The 20836-nt window shown below is 66.5% G+C and carries 21 protein-coding genes; 20 read left to right on the forward strand and 1 reads right to left on the reverse strand.

The genetic code is table 11. From position 1 onward, the window contains the following. The first annotated feature begins 1 nt into the window (after position 1). The 9 genes from ruvX (at position 2) to nusB (ending at position 7797) form a co-directional block, all read left to right on the forward strand. Complete coding sequence (gene ruvX, locus QRN53_RS05100; protein ID WP_285242931.1) at positions 2-601, forward strand: Holliday junction resolvase RuvX; 600 nt, start codon at positions 2-4, stop codon at positions 599-601. After that, on the forward strand, positions 598-2394 hold the full coding sequence (mltG, locus tag QRN53_RS05105; RefSeq protein WP_285242932.1) for an endolytic transglycosylase MltG: 1797 nt from the start codon (positions 598-600) through the stop codon (positions 2392-2394). Before ruvX ends, mltG begins: the two co-directional genes overlap by 4 nt. Then, on the forward strand, positions 2391-3251 hold the full coding sequence (locus tag QRN53_RS05110) for a shikimate dehydrogenase (RefSeq protein WP_285242933.1): 861 nt from the start codon (positions 2391-2393) through the stop codon (positions 3249-3251). Before mltG ends, QRN53_RS05110 begins: the two co-directional genes overlap by 4 nt. 23 nt (positions 3252-3274) lie before the next feature. Next, complete coding sequence (gene aroC / locus QRN53_RS05115; RefSeq protein ID WP_285243227.1) at positions 3275-4474, forward strand: chorismate synthase; 1200 nt, start codon at positions 3275-3277, stop codon at positions 4472-4474. After that, positions 4474-5043: a shikimate kinase gene (locus tag QRN53_RS05120; RefSeq protein WP_285242934.1), complete on the forward strand. Its 570-nt coding sequence runs from the start codon at positions 4474-4476 to the stop codon at positions 5041-5043. The genes aroC and QRN53_RS05120 overlap by 1 nt, the downstream gene beginning before the upstream one ends. Further along, the gene (gene aroB / locus QRN53_RS05125) at positions 5040-6131 is read left to right on the forward strand and encodes a 3-dehydroquinate synthase (RefSeq protein WP_285242935.1); all 1092 of its coding nucleotides are present in this window, start codon (positions 5040-5042) and stop codon (positions 6129-6131) included. Before QRN53_RS05120 ends, aroB begins: the two co-directional genes overlap by 4 nt. Further along, on the forward strand, positions 6131-6649 hold the full coding sequence (locus tag QRN53_RS05130) for a tetratricopeptide repeat protein (RefSeq protein WP_285242936.1): 519 nt from the start codon (positions 6131-6133) through the stop codon (positions 6647-6649). The genes aroB and QRN53_RS05130 overlap by 1 nt, the downstream gene beginning before the upstream one ends. A gap of 174 nt (positions 6650-6823) precedes the next feature. Continuing rightward, complete coding sequence (gene efp, locus QRN53_RS05135; RefSeq protein WP_018761428.1) at positions 6824-7387, forward strand: elongation factor P; 564 nt, start codon at positions 6824-6826, stop codon at positions 7385-7387. Next, positions 7387-7797 (forward strand): transcription antitermination factor NusB, encoded by a 411-nt coding sequence (nusB, locus tag QRN53_RS05140; protein ID WP_285242937.1) that lies wholly within the window; start codon positions 7387-7389, stop codon positions 7795-7797. Before efp ends, nusB begins: the two co-directional genes overlap by 1 nt. A gap of 74 nt (positions 7798-7871) precedes the next feature. Here nusB and QRN53_RS05145 read toward each other — a convergent pair whose 3' ends face one another. Then, entirely contained in the window at positions 7872-9146 is a 1275-nt protein-coding gene (locus tag QRN53_RS05145; RefSeq protein ID WP_285242938.1) for a PrsW family intramembrane metalloprotease, read from the reverse strand. Between the two features lie 178 nt (positions 9147-9324). Here QRN53_RS05145 and pyrR point away from each other — a divergent pair, with 178 nt between their 5' ends. The 11 genes from pyrR (at position 9325) to coaBC (ending at position 20813) form a co-directional block, all read left to right on the forward strand. Next, positions 9325-9912, forward strand: coding sequence for a bifunctional pyr operon transcriptional regulator/uracil phosphoribosyltransferase PyrR (gene pyrR, locus QRN53_RS05150; RefSeq protein WP_285242939.1), 588 nt, complete (start codon positions 9325-9327; stop codon positions 9910-9912). Then, complete coding sequence (locus QRN53_RS05155; RefSeq protein ID WP_285242940.1) at positions 9909-10931, forward strand: aspartate carbamoyltransferase catalytic subunit; 1023 nt, start codon at positions 9909-9911, stop codon at positions 10929-10931. The genes pyrR and QRN53_RS05155 overlap by 4 nt, the downstream gene beginning before the upstream one ends. Next, on the forward strand, positions 10931-12268 hold the full coding sequence (locus tag QRN53_RS05160) for a dihydroorotase (protein ID WP_285242941.1): 1338 nt from the start codon (positions 10931-10933) through the stop codon (positions 12266-12268). The genes QRN53_RS05155 and QRN53_RS05160 overlap by 1 nt, the downstream gene beginning before the upstream one ends. Further along, positions 12268-12786 (forward strand): PH-like domain-containing protein, encoded by a 519-nt coding sequence (locus QRN53_RS05165; protein WP_285242942.1) that lies wholly within the window; start codon positions 12268-12270, stop codon positions 12784-12786. Before QRN53_RS05160 ends, QRN53_RS05165 begins: the two co-directional genes overlap by 1 nt. Before the next feature lie 4 nt (positions 12787-12790). Beyond that, positions 12791-14020, forward strand: coding sequence for a glutamine-hydrolyzing carbamoyl-phosphate synthase small subunit (carA, locus tag QRN53_RS05170; protein WP_285242943.1), 1230 nt, complete (start codon positions 12791-12793; stop codon positions 14018-14020). Next, positions 14020-17337, forward strand: a complete 3318-nt coding sequence (gene carB, locus QRN53_RS05175; protein WP_285242944.1) for a carbamoyl-phosphate synthase large subunit — start codon at positions 14020-14022, stop codon at positions 17335-17337. Before carA ends, carB begins: the two co-directional genes overlap by 1 nt. After that, positions 17330-18190 carry an orotidine-5'-phosphate decarboxylase gene (gene pyrF / locus QRN53_RS05180; protein WP_285242945.1) on the forward strand — a complete coding sequence of 287 codons (861 nt, stop codon included), beginning with the start codon at positions 17330-17332 and terminating at the stop codon, positions 18188-18190. Before carB ends, pyrF begins: the two co-directional genes overlap by 8 nt. 111 nt (positions 18191-18301) lie before the next feature. Then, positions 18302-18619, forward strand: coding sequence for an integration host factor, actinobacterial type (gene mihF, locus QRN53_RS05185; RefSeq protein ID WP_285242946.1), 318 nt, complete (start codon positions 18302-18304; stop codon positions 18617-18619). 46 nt (positions 18620-18665) lie between these two features. Continuing rightward, entirely contained in the window at positions 18666-19259 is a 594-nt protein-coding gene (gene gmk, locus QRN53_RS05190; protein ID WP_285242947.1) for a guanylate kinase, read from the forward strand. A 16-nt stretch (positions 19260-19275) separates the two neighbouring features. Continuing rightward, positions 19276-19536, forward strand: coding sequence for a DNA-directed RNA polymerase subunit omega (rpoZ, locus tag QRN53_RS05195; protein WP_026264487.1), 261 nt, complete (start codon positions 19276-19278; stop codon positions 19534-19536). A gap of 38 nt (positions 19537-19574) precedes the next feature. Continuing rightward, entirely contained in the window at positions 19575-20813 is a 1239-nt protein-coding gene (coaBC, locus tag QRN53_RS05200; protein ID WP_285242948.1) for a bifunctional phosphopantothenoylcysteine decarboxylase/phosphopantothenate--cysteine ligase CoaBC, read from the forward strand. Positions 20814-20836 lie beyond the last annotated feature (23 nt).

Raw genomic sequence — 20836 nt, forward strand, 5'->3', positions numbered from 1 at the left:
CATGACCAATCCTGCAGCCGCCGGCGGCTACCCCCAGGGCGTCAAACTGGGGGTGGACGTGGGCACCGTCCGGGTCGGGGTGGCCCTCTGTGACCGCGATGCGATCCTGGCCACGCCGTACAAGACACTTGACCGGAACGCCAAGAAGAACTCGGACGTCCGGGTCATTGCCAGACTGGCGGAGGAACTGGGAGCGGTCCAGGTTTTCGTGGGCCTGCCCCGCACCATGAAGGGCGAGGAACACGCCTCCGCCAGGATGGCCACGGACTACGCACTGCTCCTGGTGGACGAGTTGTCCGCCCGCGGCCTGGCGGTCCCGGTGAACCTCGTGGACGAGCGGCTGAGCAGCGTCACGGCCCACCGGAACCTGCACGAAGCTGGCATGAGCAGCAGAGACCACCGTAAAGTAGTTGATCAGGTCGCGGCGGCCGGTATTCTTCAGCACGCCATCGACATGCAGAAAGCCAGGGGAGCGGATGTCGGCTCACGCGTGACAGCGCCACCCCCGTCCGTGGACCTGGGGGCCGGTGGCCTGGACGAATCCGTCCGCGCCACCTCCGCAGACACGGCCCGATTTTCAGATAATGGAAGGCAACAGTGAGCCCTGCCAACATTGACGACACTTCCGGCCCGCAGGACACCGGGGCCGGGAGGCCGTTGACCCGCAAGGAACTGCGCGCACGCGAGAAGAGCCTCAATACCGGTGGCCATGACGCCGTTCCCGAGCAGGCATACGAGACGGGCGAGGTACCGCCGCCGCCCGTTACGCCGCCGGCAGCGGGTGCCTCCGCCGAATCAACTTTTGCGCCGCTTCCCGCTGCCGAGGACGTGCCTGCTGCCCCGGAAGCGCCGCCGTCCATCCAGGATGGGCCGACGGCGGGTGAGTCCCACACCGATGATGCTTGGACAAACGAGTCTTCCGCCGGTACCCACCACGACGCAGATGCGCACCCTGTGGAGGCAGCTGCCGACGAGCAACCCACGCACCACGAGGGCGTCCAGCACGACGAGGACGTCCACCATCACGACGACGTGGCCCCTGTCGGGGACCTGGAGCACAGCGGGGACCTGGAGCACAGCGGGGACCTGGAACACAGCGGAGACGCGTACGCCTACGCGGACGCCGCGCACCACCTGGACGCACAGCACCACGACGACGTTGCCCACCACCCCGACCATGTCGCGTTGACCGACAGCCACCATTACGGCGGGGATCACGGCGACCACGCATACGACGCCGGATACCACGACGCTGCGCATCCGGACGCTGCCCACCCGGATGCTGCCCATGAGCTGCTTCCCTTGTCCTCCGCCGCCCAAGTTGTGCCTCGGCCCTCGAAAAAGGTCAGGCGCCGGCGGAGGTTGCTGGCCCTGTTCCTGACACTGGCTGTGTTCGTGACGGCTGTTGCCGTGGGTGCCCAGTTCCTCAAGCCCCTCCTCGGCAGCGGCAAGCCATCGGACTTCCCCGGACCGGGAACCGGCGAGGTCCACGTGACCGTCGAAAACGGAGAGGGCACCCGCTCGGTTGCCGCCGACCTTGAAAACCAGCGGGTCGTCGCCAATGCTGACACCTTCATTCAGGCGTTCCATGCGTCCGGAGCCACCCTGTCGCCGGGCGATTACGTGTTCAAAACCGAAATGAAGAATGCCGACGCCGTCAATGTCCTGGCCGGCAAAGACAAGTCCAAGGTCATCTACTTCGCCCTCAGCGCCGGCTTGCGGGTCGGGGAGTCGCTGCAGGCAATTTCCGAGGGCTCGGGCGTCTCCATGCAGCAGCTGCAGGCGCTGAGCAACCAGCCTGCCCAGTTCGGCCTGCCGGCGAACGCGAAGAACCTGGAAGGGTACCTTGCTCCCGGCGAGTACCGGTTCCCGCTGGGTACGCCGGCCAAGGACATCCTCCAGTCCCTGGTGAAGGCCACCACGGATGAACTGGTGTCGCAGGGAATCACCGACCCCGCCAAGCAGTACGAGGCCGTCACCGTGGCCAGCATTGTCCAGGCAGAGGGTGGCCAGGCCGATTACGGGGACGTGGCGGGGGCGATCTACAACCGCCTCAAGCCGAACGACCAGACCGGCGGTTTCCTCCAGGTGGACTCGGCGGTGACCTATGGCCTGGGAACCAAGAGCCTGAACTTCACGGATGATCAGCGCAAGGACAAGTCCAACCCGTACAACACCTACGCAAACCCCGGCCTCCCGCCGGGCCCCATTGGCTCGCCCGGGAAGACTGCCATCGACGCAGCCGCAAAGCCCAAAGCCAATGACTACCTGTACTGGGTGACCGTCAACCTGGACACCAACGAAACGAAGTTCGCGAAGACGCTGGCAGAACACAACGCCAACGTGGAGCAGTACAACGCGTGGTGCAAGGCCAACGCGGGCCGCTGCACATGAGCCTGCGGGCTGCCGTCCTGGGCCATCCGATCAGCCACTCAAAGTCTCCCGCGCTGCACCTGTCGGCGTATGAGCGGCTGGGCGCGGCCATCAGCTACACGGCCATCGACGTCACCGAACAGTTGCTTCCGTCCTTCATGCGCCAGATCCGGAACCAGCCCGGCTGGTGCGGGCTGTCCGTGACCATGCCGTTGAAGACGGCCATGCTTGATGAAGTGGACGAAGTCCAGGGTGTGGCGCAGACGCTGGGGGTCGTCAATACGGTCACTTTCGAGGAGTCCGGCGGCGCGGTGAAAACGGTCGGTTCCAACACCGACGTCGCAGGGATCGTAAACGCGCTCTGCAACGCCGGGACTGCTGCGGCACCGTCCGGCGTCATCCTCGGCGGCGGCGGAACGGCGGCGTCGGCTGTTGCCGCCCTGAAGGAACTCGGCACCTCAGAGGTTCAGGTCTTCGTCCGCGATGCGTCGCGGACGGCGGACGTCCGTGCGGCTGCCGGCAAGCTGGGCGTCGCGCTGGAGGTCCGTCCGCTCACCGACGCCGCGCACCCGACGTCGGAAGCCGACGTCGTCATCTCCACCCTGCCGCCGCGTGCGGCCGACGGGCTCGCCGCGGAAATTGCCGCCTTGAAGACATCGACGCCGGGTGTCCTCCTGGACGTCGCCTACGATCCCTGGCCCAGCCTGGTGGCCTCGGTATGGCAGGCCGGCGGCGGGCGCGTGGTGCCCGGGCTGGAGATGCTGCTGTACCAGGCGGTGGAGCAGGTGCGGCTCTTCACCCGGCGCGGGGAAGACGTTAACGCAGCTGTCATAGATGTGATGTGTGACGCAGTCGGCCTTGCCCGACGGGCGTTGTGACCGCCCTACGTGGCAGGATGGAAATTATGCGTTGGTTGACTGCCGGTGAATCCCATGGCCCGGCTTTGATGGGAATTATTGAGGGCGTCCCCGCAGGCGTGGAAATCACCAGCGGGGACATCGCAGACTCCCTGGCCCGCCGCCGGCTCGGCTACGGCCGCGGCGCACGGATGAAATTCGAGCAGGACGTGGTCACCATCCTCGGCGGGGTCCGGCACGGACTCACCCAGGGCGGTCCCGTGGCCATCCAGGTGGGCAACACCGAATGGCCCAAATGGGAGCAGATCATGTCGGCCGACCCCGTGGATCCTGAGCTCCTCGCCGATCAGGCCCGCAACGCGCCGCTGACGCGGCCCCGCCCGGGCCACGCCGACTTTACCGGCATGCAGAAATACGGATTCGACGAAGCCCGTCCCGTCCTGGAGCGCGCAAGCGCCCGCGAAACCGCAACCCGGGTGGCGCTGGGCACCGTGGCGGCCCGGTTCCTCCGGCACCTTGGAATCGAGCTGGTCAGCCACACCGTTTCCATCGCCAGTGTCACCGTGCCCGAAGGCCGGCCGCTGCCTCTGCCGGGCGACGTCATCGCCCTGGACACGGACCCGCTGCGCTGCTTCGACCGCGAAACCTCCGACGCCATGGTTGCCGAGGTGGACGCCGCGCACAAGGAAGGCGAAACGCTTGGCGGCGTGGTGGAAGTCCTCGCCTACGGGCTTCCGCCGGGGCTGGGAAGCTACGTTCACTGGGACCGCCGGCTTGACGCCCGGCTGGCCGCGGCGCTCATGGGAATCCAGGCCATCAAGGGCGTGGAGGTGGGCGACGGCTTCCTCACCGCTGCACGCCGGGGTTCGGCCGCCCACGACGAAATCGTCCGTGACGGCACGGGCCGCATCGGCCGCGCCAGTAACCGTGCCGGCGGCATCGAAGGCGGCATGAGCATAGGCGACGTCCTCCGGGTCCGTGCCGCGATGAAGCCGATCGCCACCGTGCCGCGCGCCCTGCGCACCATCGACGTCAGCACCGGTGAACCGGCAAAGGCCCACCACCAGCGCTCGGACGTCTGTGCCGTCCCGGCCGCAGGCGTCGTGGCCGAGGCCATGGTGGCCCTGGTCCTGGCCGAAGCCGTCATTGAGAAGTTCGGCGGTGACTCCGTGGCGGAAACCGCCCGTAACATCAAGGGTTACCTGGACAACATCCCGGCTTCCCTGGACTCGATCGGCCAGTAGTGCTCCATCACAGCAGTACCGGCCCGGCAGGCGGCCGGCCGATTGTGCTCATCGGCCCCATGGCCGTCGGTAAATCGGCCATCGGCCAGCAGCTGGCACAACAGTTGGGCGCCCGGTTCATTGACACCGACGCCGTCATCGTTGCGGGGCACGGATCCATCGCCGATATCTTCGCGGGCCGCGGCGAGCACGCGTTCCGGGAAATTGAAGCCCGGACCGTGGCCGACGCCGTTGACGAAGCGGCGGGGACCACTACGGTGATTTCGCTCGGCGGCGGTGCAGTCCTCGACTCCGGGACGCAGCAGCTCATGGGCCGCTGCACCGTGGTCTACCTCGAATGCGACGCTGACACCGTGGCAGACAGGATCGCACGGAACTCGGGCCGGCCACTCCTTGCCGGCGACGCCATGGGCCGCTGGACAGCAATGTTCGCCACCCGCAAGCCGGTCTACGAGAGGCTGGCTGACATTACCCTGGACGTCCGGCACGGCTCCATACCCGAGCTCGGCGGACGGCTGGAAGCAGCACTGCGGCACCACGCAGCTGCCAAACAGGAAGTTGAGAAGTGAACACGCAATCAACAGTCATCAACGTCACCGGCGAAGGTGCCGGAAACAACTACGGCGTGGTCGTCGGACGGGGCCTGCTTGGTGAACTTCCCGCCCTGCTGGGTGAACGCGTCCGCCGTGTCCTGGTAATCCACCCCCGCGCCCTCCGCCTCACCGGCGACTCCGTCCGCGACGAGCTGGCCGAGGCCGGCTTCACCTCGCTCACGGCGGAAATCCCGGACGCCGAAGAAGGCAAGCACATCCAGGTGGCTGCATTCTGCTGGCAGGTCCTGGGCCAGAACGACTTCACGCGTTCGGACGCCATCGTGGCCGTGGGCGGGGGCGCGGTCACCGACCTCGCCGGCTTCGTCGCCGCCACCTGGCTGCGCGGTGTCAAGGTCATCCACATGCCCACCAGCCTGCTGGGCATGGTGGACGCGTCCGTGGGCGGCAAAACCGGCATTAACACCGCCGAAGGAAAAAACCTGGTGGGGGCATTCCACCCGCCGGCAGCCGTTCTGGCTGACCTGGATACGCTGGACACGCTGCCGAAGAACGAAATCATTTCCGGGCTCGCCGAGGTGATCAAGTGCGGCTTCATCGCGGACCCCGCCATCCTCGATCTCGTGGAGAAGGACCCGGCCGCGGTGGTGGACCCCCGCTCGGACGCCCTGCGTGAGCTGATCGAACGTGCCATCGCCGTCAAGGCCAAGGTGGTTTCCGAAGACCTCAAGGAATCCGGACTCCGGGAAATCCTGAACTACGGACACACACTGGGCCACGCCATCGAACTGGTGGAGCGCTATTCCTGGCGGCACGGCGCCGCGGTATCCGTAGGCATGATGTTCGCGGCCGAACTTGCCCGGAGCGTGGGCAGGCTCAGCGATGCCGACGCCGACCGCCACCGGAGCATCCTGGACGGCCTCGGGTTGCCGGTCACCTACCGGCGGGACCGCTGGCAGGGGCTGCTGGACGGGATGCGGCGCGACAAGAAGTCTCGCGGCGACCTGCTGCGTTTCGTGGTGCTGGACGGAATCGCGAAGCCAGGCATCCTTGACGTGCCCGACACCTCGTTGCTGTTCGCGGCCTACCAGGAAATCGCGTCCTGATGCAGGGCGACGTGACCGGCACCGCCGACTGGCCCCAGGCCGGGTTCCCCGGCATCCGTATCAACCCGGATACCCTGATGCCCCAAATCGTCAATGCGGACGCCGTCGAGGAAGCCCTCGCAGCCTCCACAGACCCGGCAGACCACATCTTCGTGCTGCTGGTTGAGGGCCATGCGTCCGAAGCAGCTGAACTCCTGGCCGAAGCCAGGTTCAAGGACCCGGAATCGTTCCGGCTCCGCATCTTTGAAGCCGAGGTGCTGAGCGTCACCCACCGGATGGACCGCGCCATTGACCTGTTCCGGCAGCTCCTGGCCGAGGCCCACGGCACCCCCCGCGAAGCACTTACACTGCAGTTCCTGGGCAAGACCCAGTACGTGGCCGGCCAGACCTCCGCCGCCGTGAAGTCCTTCTCCAAGGCGCTGGACCTGCGGGTGGCACAGTCCGCGGATGCCGCCCAGATCTATTCCTCCACGGTGGCGCTCCAGCGTGCACGGGACATCCTGGACTTGGCCTGCTGAGACGCAAAGCGTCGGCAGCGGACAGGCTCCCCGGTAATTACCGGGTAGAATGGTTGTGGAATTTTTGCATCCACGCGATTTTTGACAAACACGTGCAGGCGGGCCGCTTTGGTTTGCCCGCCCGGCATACAGCACCTGGCCCCATTGGCCAGACAAAGAAACCAGAGGAAACCAGTGGCAACCACTAACGACATTAAGAACGGAACGGTCCTGAAGCTTGAGGGCCAGTTGTGGAACATCATCGAGTTCCAGCACGTCAAGCCGGGCAAGGGCGGCGCGTTCGTCCGCACCAAGATGCGCAACGTGATGTCCGGAAAGGTTGTCGACAAGACCTTCAACGCCGGCCTCAAGATTGAAACGGCCACCGTTGACCGCCGCGACTACCAGTACCTGTACCAGGATGGCGCGGACTTCGTGTTCATGGACACCTCCGACTACGACCAGATCACCGTTTCCGGTGCAACGGTGGGAGACGCCACCAACTTCATGCTGGAAAACCAGATGGTGAACATCGCCATCCACGACGGTAACCCCCTCTACATCGAACTGCCGCCGAGCGTTGTCCTCGAAATCACCTACACGGAGCCGGGCCTGCAGGGCGACCGCTCTTCCGCAGGTACCAAGCCTGCCACCCTGGAAACGGGTTACGAGATCCAGGTGCCGCTGTTCATCGAGAACAACACCAAGGTCAAGGTGGACACCCGTGACGGCAGCTACCTGGGCCGGGTCACCGAGTAGTGAGCGCCCGCGGTAAAGCCCGCAACAGGGCACTGGATGTTCTTTTCGAGGCGGAGCAGCGCTCTGTTTCGGCGTTTGACGTGCTTCGCGCACGCCGGGAAAAGACCGACCAGGTGATCAACCCCTACACTTTGGAAATCGTTGAGGGTGTGGTGTCCCAGCAGGCAGCGATCGACGAATTCCTGGAGACCTACTCGCAGGGGTGGAGCCTGGAACGGATGCCGTCAGTGGACCGCATCATCCTGCGCATCGGCACCTGGGAGCTCCTGTACAATAACGACGTCCCTGACGGTGTGGCGGTCAGCGAGGCCGTTGCCTTGGCCAAGACGCTGTCCACGGACGAGTCTCCGCAGTTCATCAACGGCCTGCTGGGCCGCTTGCAGCAGCTGAAGCCTTCGCTGCTCGCCTAGCCTTACACCTGGGTGCACAGCATGAGCTAAAAGCACAAGGGCCCGCCGGACAACCGGCGGGCCCTTGTGCGTCCTCAACCGGCGACAGCCGCGCGGAGCTCCAGGATGCGTTGGAGCTGTTGCCGTTCCTCGGCCTGATGGAGGGGCACGTCCCGCCCGCTCAAGATCCGCTGCCGGGTATTCGCGAGCTGGGTGGCCGCTTTGAGGAACTGCTTCATCTGCGGTCTCCGGCCGGAGGCGGCGGCCCAGGCCAGTGCCGTACGCCGGCCTGCAGGGGTCGCCAGGAGTTGGACCTCGTCCGGCGTGAACCAACCTGCGGCCGAATACTCCAGCAGGCGCTGCCGGGTCAGGCGCTTCTCGGCAATCCGAAGGAAGATGATGCCGGCCACCGCCAGCAGGAAGATCGGCACCTGGACCATGATGTAGTCCAGCAGGAATCCACGGCCCATACTGTTCCACCTGTTGTGCAGGAACATGGCCGGCAGCAGCCCCACGAGGAATGCTCCCACCGACGCTCCGGTGTGCCATTTCCTCGCGGCAAACCCCATCACCAGCCCGGTGGTTCCGGTGAAGATCGCATGCGCGAACGGCGACATCACGCCACGGAGAAAGAAGATCTGGGCGAGGTCCCCGGCAGGGGAAGCCGATTCGGCCACGGCCCTGCCGAAGTAGAGGATGTTCTCGGTAAAGGCGAACCCGCCGGCGATGGTGAAGGCAAACACGACGCCGTCCACCGGCCCGTCGAAGTGCCGTCGCGCTGCCAGCAGTATGATCAGCAGGCCCAGGGACTTGGCGAATTCCTCGACGACAGGCGCCTGCACGGTGGCCATGTACGTCTGCAGGTCCTGCTGGTCGGTGAACTGGAACGCAATAACGAAGAACGGCTGGATGAGCAGCGTCACGGCAACGGATACCGCGGCACCCCACAGGAAGGCGAACAACAGCAGCCGCTTGGGCTCCGGTTCCCACCTGTCGATGATATGGACGGCCGCAAGGACCACCGACAAGGGAACCAATGACGCCAGGAACCCGATCAGGAATCCGCCCGCGCCCGTATTGGACAGCAGGAACGGGACCACCAGGAACAGGCTTAGGAAGGCCAGGAGCCCGCCTGCGATGGACAGCCCCGCCAACCCGTTCCGCGTCCGGGACGGCCGTAGCCCGGTTCCCTGGGCCTGGGGCCCGACCGTGGCCAGTGGCAGGCCGCCGTGACCCGGTGCCGAGCGGTAATGTCCTGGGTGGACCTGGCCCATCCAGGAGGGGTTGGCCTGCCGGGGCACCGGCCCGGCCGCCTCGCGGTACGGGTCGTCGGGGAGCCCCGGTGTTGGTTGCTGCGGATACGTCGGCATACCCGAAAGCCTAGGCGGGGGCTGCCGGACGGCCAAGGAACCGCAAACTGGAGCCGTCCGGTGTGACCAGCAACGCGTTCCTTGGGGAGCCGGCACCGGGAGGCTGTGTGGTAATTTTGAACAGCAAATGTTCCTTTTTTAATTCCGTCCTGTGAGGCGGGGAAAGGGGAGACGAGCGTTGACATCAGTCACCAGCGCACCGGTTCCAGCCAGGGTTGTCCTCAGCCAGGCGGACATAGACCGGGCACTCACTCGTATCGCCCATGAGATCCTCGAAGCCAACAAGGGGTCCCGGGATCTGGTCCTGCTGGGTATTCCCCGCCGCGGCTACCCCCTGGCTCTACGTCTGGCCGACAAAATAGCCGCCGCCGACGCAACCGTGGACGCCGCCGCCATCGTGGGGCAACTCGACGTCACCATGTTCCGTGACGACCTTTCCCACCAGGGGACCCGGCCGCCATACCCCACCAAACTGCCCCGGACAGGCATCGACAACAAGGTCGTGGTGCTGATCGACGACGTCCTGTACTCCGGACGCACCATCCGTGCCGCTTTGGACGCCCTCGTGGACCTCGGCCGTCCGCGCATCGTCCGCCTTGCCGTCCTGATCGACCGGGGCCACCGCGAACTTCCCATCCGCGCCGACCATGTTGGCAAGAACCTGCCCACGTCCTCCGCCGAAAAGGTACGTGTCCGGCTCGAGGAGACCGATACTCCGGAGGGCGGAACTCCAGTCAACGAAGTCGTGATCGAGGGCGGCGCATGAAACACCTTCTGTCCACCCAGGACCTCAGCCTTTCGAACGCCATCCGCATCCTGGACACCGCCGAGGAAATGTCTGCCGTGGGGGAGCGGGAAGTCAAGAAACTCCCGGCCCTGCGCGGACGTACGGTGGTCAACCTCTTCTTCGAGGACTCCACCCGGACCCGCATCTCCTTCGAGGCCGCAGCCAAGCGGCTGTCTGCCGACGTGATCAACTTCGCGGCGAAAGGCTCCTCGGTGTCCAAGGGCGAATCCCTCAAGGACACGGCCCAGACGCTGTCCGCCATGGGGGCGGACGCCGTCGTCATCCGGCACTGGGCGTCCGGCGCACCGCACCGGCTCGCCGCAACGGACTGGATCGACGCCGGTGTCATCAATGCCGGGGACGGCACCCACGAACACCCCACCCAAGCCCTCCTCGACGCCTTCACCATGCGCCGGCACTGGGCACGGCTGGCAGGCACGCCTTCGGAGGGAACCGACCTCAAGGGCCTGCGGGTGGCCATCGTCGGCGATGTCCTGCACTCCCGCGTGGCCCGGTCCAACGTCTGGCTCCTGCGTACCCTGGGCGCGGAGGTCACCCTGGTGGCGCCCCCCACGCTGCTGCCGGTCGGCGTCGAACAATGGCCCTGCAGCGTCAGCTACGACCTCGACCAAACCCTGGCCAACGGCGTGGACGCTGTCATGATGCTCCGCGTCCAGGGCGAACGCATGAACGCCTCGTTCTTCCCCAGCACCAGGGAATACTCCCGGCGCTGGGGTTTCGACGACAACCGGCTCCGTGCCCTGGACGACCTCGGCATGACGGACACCATCATCATGCACCCCGGGCCCATGAACCGCGGCCTGGAAATCAGCGCCGCAGCAGCCGACTCACCCCGGTCCACCGTCCTGGCGCAGGTCCGCAACGGCGTGTCCGTCCGAATGGCCGCACTGTACCTGCTGCTCTCCGGGGATTCCCGCGAACCAGCCGCAACCCGGGCCCCGGCCTACACCGCCCCGCCCATCAAGGAGAGCATCTGATGACCACCACCGGAACCTACCTCATCAAGGGCGCCTCCATCCTTGGCGGCGAAGCCTCGGACGTGCTGGTCCGCGACGGCATCATCGCCGAGATCGGCCACGGCCTCGCTGACGGCGGAGCCACCGTCATCGACGCCACCGGCCTCGTGGCCCTGCCCGGCATGGTGGACGTCCACACCCACCTGCGCGAACCCGGCCGGGAGGACGCCGAAACCGTCGAAACAGGAACCCGCGCAGCGGCGCTGGGAGGCTACACCGCCGTCCACGCCATGGCCAACAGCACCCCTGTCGCGGACACCGCCGGCGTGGTGGAGCAGGTCTACACTCTCGGCCGCGCCGCAGGCTGGGTGGACGTCCGCCCGGTCGGAGCGGTCACCGTGGGCCTGGCGGGGGAGCAGCTGGCCGAGCTCGGCGCAATGGCCGATTCCCGCGCCCGGGTCCGGATGTTCTCCGACGACGGCATCTGCGTCCACGACCCCGTCCTGATGCGCCGCGCCCTTGAGTACGTCAAGGCGTTCGACGGCGTGGTGGCCCAGCACGCACAGGAGCCCCGCCTCACCGCCGGGGCACAGATGAACGAGGGCGACGTCTCAGCGGTCCTCGGCCTGACCGGCTGGCCTGCGGTCGCGGAGGAAAGCATTATTGCCCGGGACGTCCTGCTGGCCCAGCATGTGGGCTCGCGGCTGCACGTCTGCCACGTTTCCACGGCCGGGTCCGTGGAGATCATCAGGTGGGCCAAGGAACGGGGCATCGACGTCACCGCGGAGGTGACCCCGCACCACCTGCTGCTCACCGACGACCTCGTGCGAAGCTACGACCCCGTCTTCAAGGTCAACCCGCCGCTGCGCACCGACGCGGACGTCCAGGCGTTGCGCGCCGGGCTGGCAGACGGCACCATCGACGTTGTGGGTACCGACCACGCACCGCACCCCAGCGAGCACAAGGAATGTGAATGGGCCCAGGCCGCCATGGGGATGACCGGGCTTGAAACCGCACTCTCCGTCGTGCAGCACGCCATGATCGAGACCGGGTTGATGACCTGGGCAGACTTCGCCAGGGTCACGTCCACGGCCGCGGCAAAGATCGGGCGGCTCACTGACCAGGGACGGCCCATCGAAGCAGGCGAACCTGCCAACCTCATCCTGGTGGATCCTGCAGCCCGCTGGACCGTCGATCCGTTCAAGATGGCCACCATGGGCCGCAACTCCCCGTTCAAGGGCCGGGAACTGCCGGGCAAGGTGGTGGCTACGTTCTTCAAGGGGCACCCCACCGTGCTGGACGGTGCGCTCAACACGCCGCACCCCGAGGCCGCAGCCACCCCGTCAGGCGCTGCCTGATGGACAAGATCCTCCCGGGGCTTGCCATGCTGGCGGTCGTCGCCGTCGTCTTTGTCCTCTTGGGCATCGGCTGGCGCAACCGCCTCAAGCGCCAGTCCGACGTCGAACAGCTGCCCGAGGTGCCCGCCGCACCCGGCGAGCCCGTCACGGTAGCCGAGGGCCAGTACGTGGCCACCACCACGGCCGGCGACTGGCTGGACCGGATCGCGGTGCACGGGCTGGGCATCCGCACCAACTCCAGCGTGGCCGTTTACCCGCACGGCGTCCTTTATGAGCGATCCGGGGCGGCCGCCCTCTACATCCCCGCCGCCTCCCTCACGGAGGTCCGGCAGGAGAGCGGCATGGCAGGAAAGTTCGTCGAAAAGGATGGCTTGCTGGTGCTGGCCTGGACCCTTGGCGCGCACGCGCTGGACACTGGGTTCCGTACCCGCCGCGCCGCGGACAAGGACGTGCTCTACCAGGCCCTGCAGCAATTAATCTCGTCAGCCCCAGCGGCTGGTGCCACCAGTGGAAAGTAAGACAATGAAAGCGAATACGTTGACAGCAACCACCTCCGCTCCTGTACCGGCCCCAGCTGCGCTGGTCCTCGAAGACGGGCGCATCTTCCGCGGCACCAGCTATGGCGCCACCGGCACCGCCCTGGGCGAGGCCGTCTTCGCCACCGGCATGACCGGCTACCAGGAAACCATCACCGATCCCTCCTACGCGCGCCAACTGGTGGTCCAGACGGCACCGCACATCGGCAACACCGGGGTGAACAGCGAGGACGCCGAGTCCCGCCGCATCTGGGTGGCCGGTTACATTGTGCGCGACGCCGCCCGCCGGCCGTCCAACTGGCGCTCCGAGCGCTCCCTCGACGAGGAGCTGGCCGACCAGGGCATCGTGGGCATCCAGGGCGTGGACACCCGTGCGATCACCCGGCACCTGCGCGAACACAAGACCATGCGTGCCGGCATCTTCTCCGGCGACGCGGCGCAGGCAACCGACAAGGAACTGCTCGACGCCGTCCTGGCCAGCGCTCCCATGGAGGGCTCGCGCCTGGCCGAGGAAGTCAGCGTGGACGAAGCCTACGTGGTGGAACCGAAGGACCACGGCTGGGACGGCGATCCCCGCTTCACCATCGCCGCCATCGACCTCGGCATCAAGGCCATGACCCCGGTCCGGTTCGCCGAACGCGGCGTCCGCGTCCACGTGCTTCCGGCCACGGCCACCCTCGAGGACGTCAAGGCCGTCAACCCGGACGGCTTCTTCATGTCCAACGGCCCGGGAGACCCCGCCACCGCGGACGCCCAGGTCGCCCTGCTGCGTTCCGTCCTGGACCAGAAGCTGCCGTACTTCGGAATCTGCTTCGGCAACCAGATCCTGGGCCGCGCACTGGGCTTTGGCACCTACAAGCTCCGCTACGGCCACCGCGGCATCAACCAGCCCGTCATGGACCGCCGCACCGGCAAAGTGGAAATCACCTCCCAGAACCACGGCTTCGCCGTGGACGCCCCCCTCGAAGGCGCCACCCAGGCGCCGGAATCACGGTACGGCCGGGTGGAAGTCAGTCACATCAGCCTGAACGACGACGTAGTGGAAGGCCTCGCCTGCCTGGACATCCCGGCGTTCTCCGTGCAGTACCACCCCGAAGCGGCGGCCGGCCCGCACGACGCCGCGTACCTGTTCGACCGTTTCATCGACCTGATGGCGGACACCAAGAACGCTGACACCAAGACCGCCACCGACAACAAGACCGAGGACAAGAAGTAATGCCGAAACGTACAGACCTCAAAAGCGTCCTCGTCATTGGTTCCGGCCCGATCGTTATCGGCCAGGCCGCCGAGTTCGACTACTCCGGCACGCAGGCGCTGCGCGTCCTCAAGGAGGAAGGCCTGCGCGTCATCCTCGTGAACTCCAACCCGGCCACCATCATGACCGATCCCGAGTTCGCCGACGCCACCTACGTCGAACCCATCACCCCCGAGGTGGTGGAGAAGATCATCGCCAAGGAACGGCCGGACGCCGTACTGCCCACCCTGGGTGGCCAGACTGCGCTGAACACCGCCATCGCCCTGGACAAGAACGGCGTGCTCGAGAAGTACAACGTCGAATTGATCGGCGCGAACATCGCCGCGATCGAGCTGGGCGAGGACCGGGAAAAGTTCAAGGGCGTCGTCGAGCGCTGCGGCGCCGAATCCGCCCGCAGCCACATCATCCACACCATCGATGAGGCCCTCGCCGCCGCCGAAGACCTTGGCTACCCGATGGTGGTCCGGCCCTCCTTCACCATGGGCGGGCTGGGCTCCGGCCTCGCCTACGACGAGGGCGACCTGCGCCGCATCGTCGGCCAGGGCCTGCAGTACAGCCCCACCAGCGAGGTGCTGCTCGAAGAGAGCATCCTCGGCTGGAAGGAATACGAGCTCGAAATGATGCGGGACAAGAACGACAACGTGGTTGTCGTCTGCTCCATCGAGAACTTCGACCCCGTCGGCGTGCACACCGGCGACTCCATCACGGTCGCTCCGGCGCTGACCCTCACGGACCGTGAGTACCAGAAGCTGCGCGACGTCGCCATCGCGGTCATCCGTGAAGTGGGTGTGGATACCGGCGGCTGCAACATCCAGTTCGCCATCGATCCCGCCACCGGCCGCGTGGTGGTCATCGAAATGAACCCCCGCGTGTCCCGCTCGTCCGCGCTGGCGTCCAAGGCCACCGGCTTCGCGATCGCCAAGATCGCCACCAAGCTCTCGCTCGGCTACACCCTGGACGAGATCCCCAACGACATCACCCAGAAGACCCCGGCGTCCTTCGAGCCCACCCTGGATTACGTGGTGGTCAAGGTCCCGCGTTTCGCCTTCGAGAAGTTCCCGGCGGCGGACGACACCCTCACCACCACCATGAAGTCGGTGGGCGAGGCCATGGCCATGGGCCGCAACTTCACCGAAGCCCTGCAGAAGGCACTGCGTTCCCTGGAGCAGAAGGGCTCGCAGCTGGACTTCAGCAGCGTCCCGGAGTGGGAAGTGGCCGAACTCATCGAAAAGGCCAAGCGCCCCACCACCGAGCGCCTGCACCAGGTCCAGCGCGCCCTCCTGGGCGGCGCCACCGTGGAGCAGCTTTTCGAGGCCACCAAGATCGATCCCTGGTTCCTCGACCAGCTCCAGCTGCTGAACGAGATCTCGCACGAAATCCGGCAGGCCGGTGCCTTGACGGCCGACATGCTCAAGCGCGCCAAGCGCCACGGATTCTCGGACGAGCAGATTGGCTCCCTCACCCACAACACGGAGGCCGTGGTCCGGGGCGTGCGCCAGGCCCTCGGCATCCGCCCGGTCTACAAGACCGTTGACACCTGCGCCGCCGAGTTCGCCGCGTACACGCCGTACCACTACTCGGCCTATGACGAGGAGGACGAGGTTGCGCTGCACTCCAAGCCGTCCATCCTGATCCTCGGCTCCGGCCCCAACCGGATCGGCCAGGGCATCGAGTTCGACTACTCCTGCGTCCACGCGTCCATGGCGCTGCGCAAGGCCGGCTACGAGACCGTCATGGTCAACTGCAACCCGGAAACCGTCTCCACCGACTATGACGTCTCCACCCGGCTCTACTTCGAGCCCCTCACGCTCGAAGATGTCCTGGAGGTCATTGCGGCCGAGGAACGCACCGGCGGCGTCATGGGCGTGTTCGTCCAGCTCGGCGGCCAGACCCCGTTGAAGCTCGCGCAGCAGCTTGCCGACGCCGGCGTGCCCATCCTGGGTACCTCGCCGGAGGCCATCGACCTCGCCGAGCACCGTGGCGCCTTCTCCCGTGTCCTGGACAAGGCGGGCCTGGTGGCGCCGAAGAACGGCACCGCCGTCTCGTTCGAGGACGCCAAGAAGATCGCCGATGAGATCGGCTACCCCGTCCTGGTCCGCCCGTCCTACGTGCTGGGCGGCCGCGGCATGGAAATCGTCTACGACGAGCCCAACCTCTCCCGCTACATCGCCAACGCCACCGAGATCACCCCGGACCACCCGGTTCTGATCGACCGGTTCCTGGAGGACGCTGTCGAGATCGACGTCGACGCCCTCTTCGACGGCACCGACATGTACTTGGGCGGCATCATGGAACACATCGAGGAAGCCGGCATCCACTCCGGTGACTCCGCCTGCGTCCTGCCGCCCATCACCCTGGGCAGCAACGTCATCGAACGGGTCCGCGTGGCAACTCGCGCCATCGCCGAAGGCGTGGGCGTGCGCGGTCTGATCAACATCCAGTTCGCGCTGGCTTCGGACGTCCTGTACGTCCTGGAAGCCAACCCGCGCGCTTCCCGGACCGTGCCGTTCGTGTCCAAGGCCACCGGCGTCCAGATGGCCAAAGCGGCTGCCCTGATCGGTACCGGTGTGACCATCAACCAGCTGCGCAGCGCCTACAAGATGCTGCCGGAAACCGGTGACGGCTCCACCCTGCCGCTGGACGCGCCCGTTGCCGTCAAGGAAGCCGTGCTACCGTTCAGCCGGTTCCGTACCCTTGAAGGCAAGGTGGTGGACTCCCTGCTCGGGCCCGAAATGCGCTCCACGGGCGAAGTCATGGGCATCGACAAGCACTTTGACACCGCGTTCGCCAAGAGCCAGGCAGGTGCCAACAACGCACTGCCCACCGAGGGCAAGGTCTTTGTGTCCGTGGCCAACCGGGACAAGCGTTCCGTGATCATGGGCGTGAAGCGGCTCTCCGACCTCGGTTTCGAGATCGTCTCCACCGGCGGCACCGCCGACGTCCTGCGCCGCAACGGCATCCAGGCCACCCCGGTACGGAAGGTGGCCGAGGGCAGCAGCGCCGAGGGCGAGGGCACCATTGCCGACCTCATCGTCGCGGGCGAGATCGACATGGTCTTCAACACCCCGTCCGGCGGCGAAGCCCGCAGCGACGGCTACGAGCTCCGGGCCGCGGCCACGTCCATCGGCATTCCGTGCATCACCACGGTGGCCGAGTTCAACGCCGCCGTCCAGGCCATCGAAGCCATGCGCACCTACGAGTGGTCCGTCATCAGCTTGCAGGAGCACGCGGCAGCACTTGCCGAGTCGCAGCAGAAAGCGGCCCTGCAGCATGCCTGAGCAGGTATCGGGCGCCGGCCGGGAGTCCTTTGGCTCCCGGCTGGGCGCCGCCATGGCATCCCGCGGCCCGCTCTGCGTGGGCATCGACCCGCACCCGGCGCTGCTGAAGCGCTGGGGCGTGGAGGACGACGCCGCGGGGCTGAGGCAGTTTTCGCTGACGGTCCTGGAGGCCGTGGCTCCGCTCGCTGCCGCGGTGAAGCCCCAGGTGGCGCTTTACGAACGGCACGGATCCGCGGGCATTGCGGTGCTGGAGGAGGTCCTGGCCGCAGCCAGGGACCAGTCAGTGCTCAGCATCGCCGACGCCAAGCGAGGGGACATCGGTTCCACCATGGCCGCCTACGCTGACGCCTGGCTCCGCGACGGCTCCCCGCTCGCGGCGGACTCGGTCACCCTCAGCCCCTATCTGGGGTTCGAGTCCCTGCGGCCGGCACTGGACCTTGCTGCGGAGACGGGCCGGGGCGTGTTTGTCCTTGCCTTGACCTCCAACCCGGAGGGCGCTTCCGTCCAGCACGTCGGCGGCGAGGATTCGGTGGCCCGCCGGATTACCACTGCCGCGGCCACGGAGAACGCCCGCTACGCGGGAAGCCTGGGGTCGGTGGGCCTGGTCGTGGGGGCGACAGTGGGCAGCGCCCTGACGGACCTGGACCTGGACCTGGCTGCAGTCCGCGGGCCCATCCTTGCGCCCGGCCTGGGAGCCCAGGGTGCAACCCCGGCCGACCTTCGGGCGACATTCGGCGACGCGTACCCGCTGGTCCTGGGAACTTCAAGCCGGGACATCCTCTCGGCAGGGCCCCGGCCGGACGGATTGCGGGAGGCGGCGCAGCGCACCTTGGACGGGCTGCGGGGACAATAGTCCGCCAATTGCGCGGATGCATTGCTTCAGGCTGCACCACAGGGTATTTTCAGGACAGGTCCAAGGGCGGCCGCCCTTGGATGAAATCCGCCGACTCCGGGGGTGTCCGTGATGGTCCTGCGACCTCTATCTGCGACTGAACGGGCTGAGGCCCTGGGCAAGGCGGCAGCGGCAAGGGCCACCCGGGCGGCGGCCAAGGAAAGTCTTCGAAACGGGAACAGGTCCGCGGCGGACATCATCGGCTCGGCCCATGAGGACGACGCCCTGGCCCGGATGAAGGTTTCCGAACTGCTCGAAGCCCTTCCCGGCATCGGGAAGGTCCGGGCCGCAGCCATCATGCAGCAGTTGGGCATTGCGGCGTCCCGCCGGGTCCGCGGGCTGGGCGTCCACCAGCGGCGGGCGCTGGTAGATTTTATAGACGAGCATTAGCGCAGGCCGGACGCCTGCGCTTCCCCCACCTCCGGCAAAGGAATACGTGAGCAAGAAACCGGGACTGACAGTCCTCGCAGGTCCGACGGCTGTTGGCAAAGGCACCGTGTCCACCTACATCCGGGACAACTACCCCGAAGTCTGGCTTTCCGTCTCGGCCACCACCCGCGCCCCCCGGCCGGGTGAAGAAGATGGCGTCCACTACTTCTTCAAGTCCAAGGAAGAGTTCGAGCAGCTTATCGCCGACGGTGAACTCCTGGAATGGGCTGTGGTCCATGGCCAGAACACCTACGGCACTTTGAAAAGCACCGTGAACGAGGCTATTGCCGAGGGCCGTTCGGTTTTGCTGGAGATCGACCTCCAGGGCGCCCGCCAGGTCAAGGCAGCCGTCCCGGACGCGCAGTTCGTCTTCCTGGCCCCGCCCACGTGGGACGAGATGGTCCGGCGGCTGGTGGGCCGGGGGACCGAAACCCCGGAGGAACAGCAGCGCCGGCTGGAAACCGCTAAACTGGAACTTGCTGCTGAACCGGAGTTCGACCATACCGTCATCAATGATGACGTCCGCCGGGCAGCGGACGAGCTTGTTTCACTCATGGGGCTGACACCGCACCCGCATTTGCCGGAACCGTCAGCCCGCTAGGAATTTGGAGAAATTCGTGTCTACGAACCTTGAAGGCATCATCAACCCGCCGATCGACGATCTGCTGAAGGTAGCGGATTCCAAGTACGGCTTGGTGATCTTCGGTGCCAAGCGTGCTCGTCAGATCAACGCCTACTACGCCCAGCTGCACGAGGGTCTGTTCGAATACGTCGGCCCCCTGGTCGACACCAAGCTGAACGAGAAGTCACTCTCGATCGCCCTGCGCGAGATCAACGAAGGCAAGCTGGTTTCCACGCCGATCGAAGCCGCAGAGTAGTCCTGCAGCCGAACTGACTTGCTGTTGACGGAGATCACGTGCGCATAGTCCTCGGAGTCGGGGGAGGGATTGCCGCCTACAAGGTGGCATCGCTCCTCCGGCTTTTTACTGAAGCCGGCCATGACGTCACGGTGATTCCCACTGAGGCGTCCACCCGGTTCGTCGGTACCGCCACCTGGGAGGCGCTGTCCGGCAACCCGGTCAGCAACAGCGTTTTCGATGACGTGCACCTGGTCAACCATGTCCGCCTGGGCCATGAGGCCGACCTCGTGGTCGTCGCGCCGGCCACTGCGGACCTCCTGGCCAAGGCGGCAACCGGCCAAGCCGGCGATCTGCTGACCAACACGCTGCTCATGGCGCACGGCCCGGTACTCTTTGCCCCGGCCATGCACACGGAGATGTGGCAACATGCCGCCACCCGAACCAACGTGGAGACGCTCCGCGCACGCGGCGCAACGGTCCTGGAACCCGCCTCCGGCAGGTTGACCGGTGCGGATTCGGGACCCGGCAGGCTTCCGGAACCCCAAGTAATCTTCGAGGCGGCCATGGCCCTGGTGCAGGGCCGGTCCGATTACCAGCTGCCCCTGGCTGGACGCACCGTCACCATCAGCGCGGGCGGCACCCGCGAACCCCTTGATCCGGTCAGGTTCCTTGGCAACCGGTCCTCCGGGAAGCAGGGCGTGGCGCTGGCGATCGCGGCGCGGAACGCCGGAGCCACCGTGCGCTTGCTGGCAGCCCACATGGAGGTCCCGGCCCCGGCAGGGGTGGACGTGCAACGGGTGGAGACCGCCCTGGAGCTCCGGGAAGCCGCCCTGGCCGCAGCCGCCGATTCCGACGTCGTCATCATGTCCGCCGCCGTGGCCGATTTCAGGCCTGCAGAAGTATCGGACACGAAAATCAAGAAGCGGGACGACACCGCCGACCCCGTCATCACCCTGGTCCGCAACCCGGACATCCTCCAGGAACTCGTGGAGCAGCGCAACGCATCCCGTGCCGGAGCCGGGCAGCTCGTCGTCGGCTTCGCTGCCGAAACAGGAGACAGCCAGGGCGACGTCCTGGCCTACGCCGAAGCGAAGCTGCAGCGCAAAGGCTGCGACCTGCTGGTGGTCAACCATGTGGGAACGGACAAGGTCTTCGGGCAGGACTCCAACGCGGTGGTCATCCTCTCCCGGGCCGGCTCCGAACCACAGGAGGCGTCCGGGACCAAAACCGAGGTTTCGGAAGCCATCATCAGGCGCATCAGCTTTGAACTGAACCACGTTTCGCCCCGCGCCTGAAGTGTTTCAGGCCACGTTCGCTT

Origin of the sequence: Pseudarthrobacter sp. fls2-241-R2A-127, from assembly GCF_030209355.1 — a bacterium.
In the GTDB taxonomy this organism is placed as follows: domain Bacteria; phylum Actinomycetota; class Actinomycetes; order Actinomycetales; family Micrococcaceae; genus Arthrobacter.

Bases quoted from the DNA above. Each gene is read 5' to 3' on its own strand.
- ruvX (WP_285242931.1), top strand. From the start codon at position 2: ATGACCAATCCTGCAGCCGCCGGCGGCTACCCCCAGGGCGTCAAACTG.
- QRN53_RS05110 (WP_285242933.1), top strand. From the start codon at position 2,391: ATGAGCCTGCGGGCTGCCGTCCTGGGCCATCCGATCAGCCACTCAAAG.
- QRN53_RS05130 (WP_285242936.1), top strand. From the start codon at position 6,131: ATGCAGGGCGACGTGACCGGCACCGCCGACTGGCCCCAGGCCGGGTTC.
- QRN53_RS05145 (WP_285242938.1), bottom strand. From the start codon at position 9,146: ATGCCGACGTATCCGCAGCAACCAACACCGGGGCTCCCCGACGACCCG.
- QRN53_RS05155 (WP_285242940.1), top strand. From the start codon at position 9,909: ATGAAACACCTTCTGTCCACCCAGGACCTCAGCCTTTCGAACGCCATC.
- QRN53_RS05160 (WP_285242941.1), top strand. From the start codon at position 10,931: ATGACCACCACCGGAACCTACCTCATCAAGGGCGCCTCCATCCTTGGC.
- QRN53_RS05165 (WP_285242942.1), top strand. From the start codon at position 12,268: ATGGACAAGATCCTCCCGGGGCTTGCCATGCTGGCGGTCGTCGCCGTC.
- carA (WP_285242943.1), top strand. From the start codon at position 12,791: ATGAAAGCGAATACGTTGACAGCAACCACCTCCGCTCCTGTACCGGCC.
- carB (WP_285242944.1), top strand. From the start codon at position 14,020: ATGCCGAAACGTACAGACCTCAAAAGCGTCCTCGTCATTGGTTCCGGC.
- pyrF (WP_285242945.1), top strand. From the start codon at position 17,330: ATGCCTGAGCAGGTATCGGGCGCCGGCCGGGAGTCCTTTGGCTCCCGG.
- mihF (WP_285242946.1), top strand. From the start codon at position 18,302: ATGGTCCTGCGACCTCTATCTGCGACTGAACGGGCTGAGGCCCTGGGC.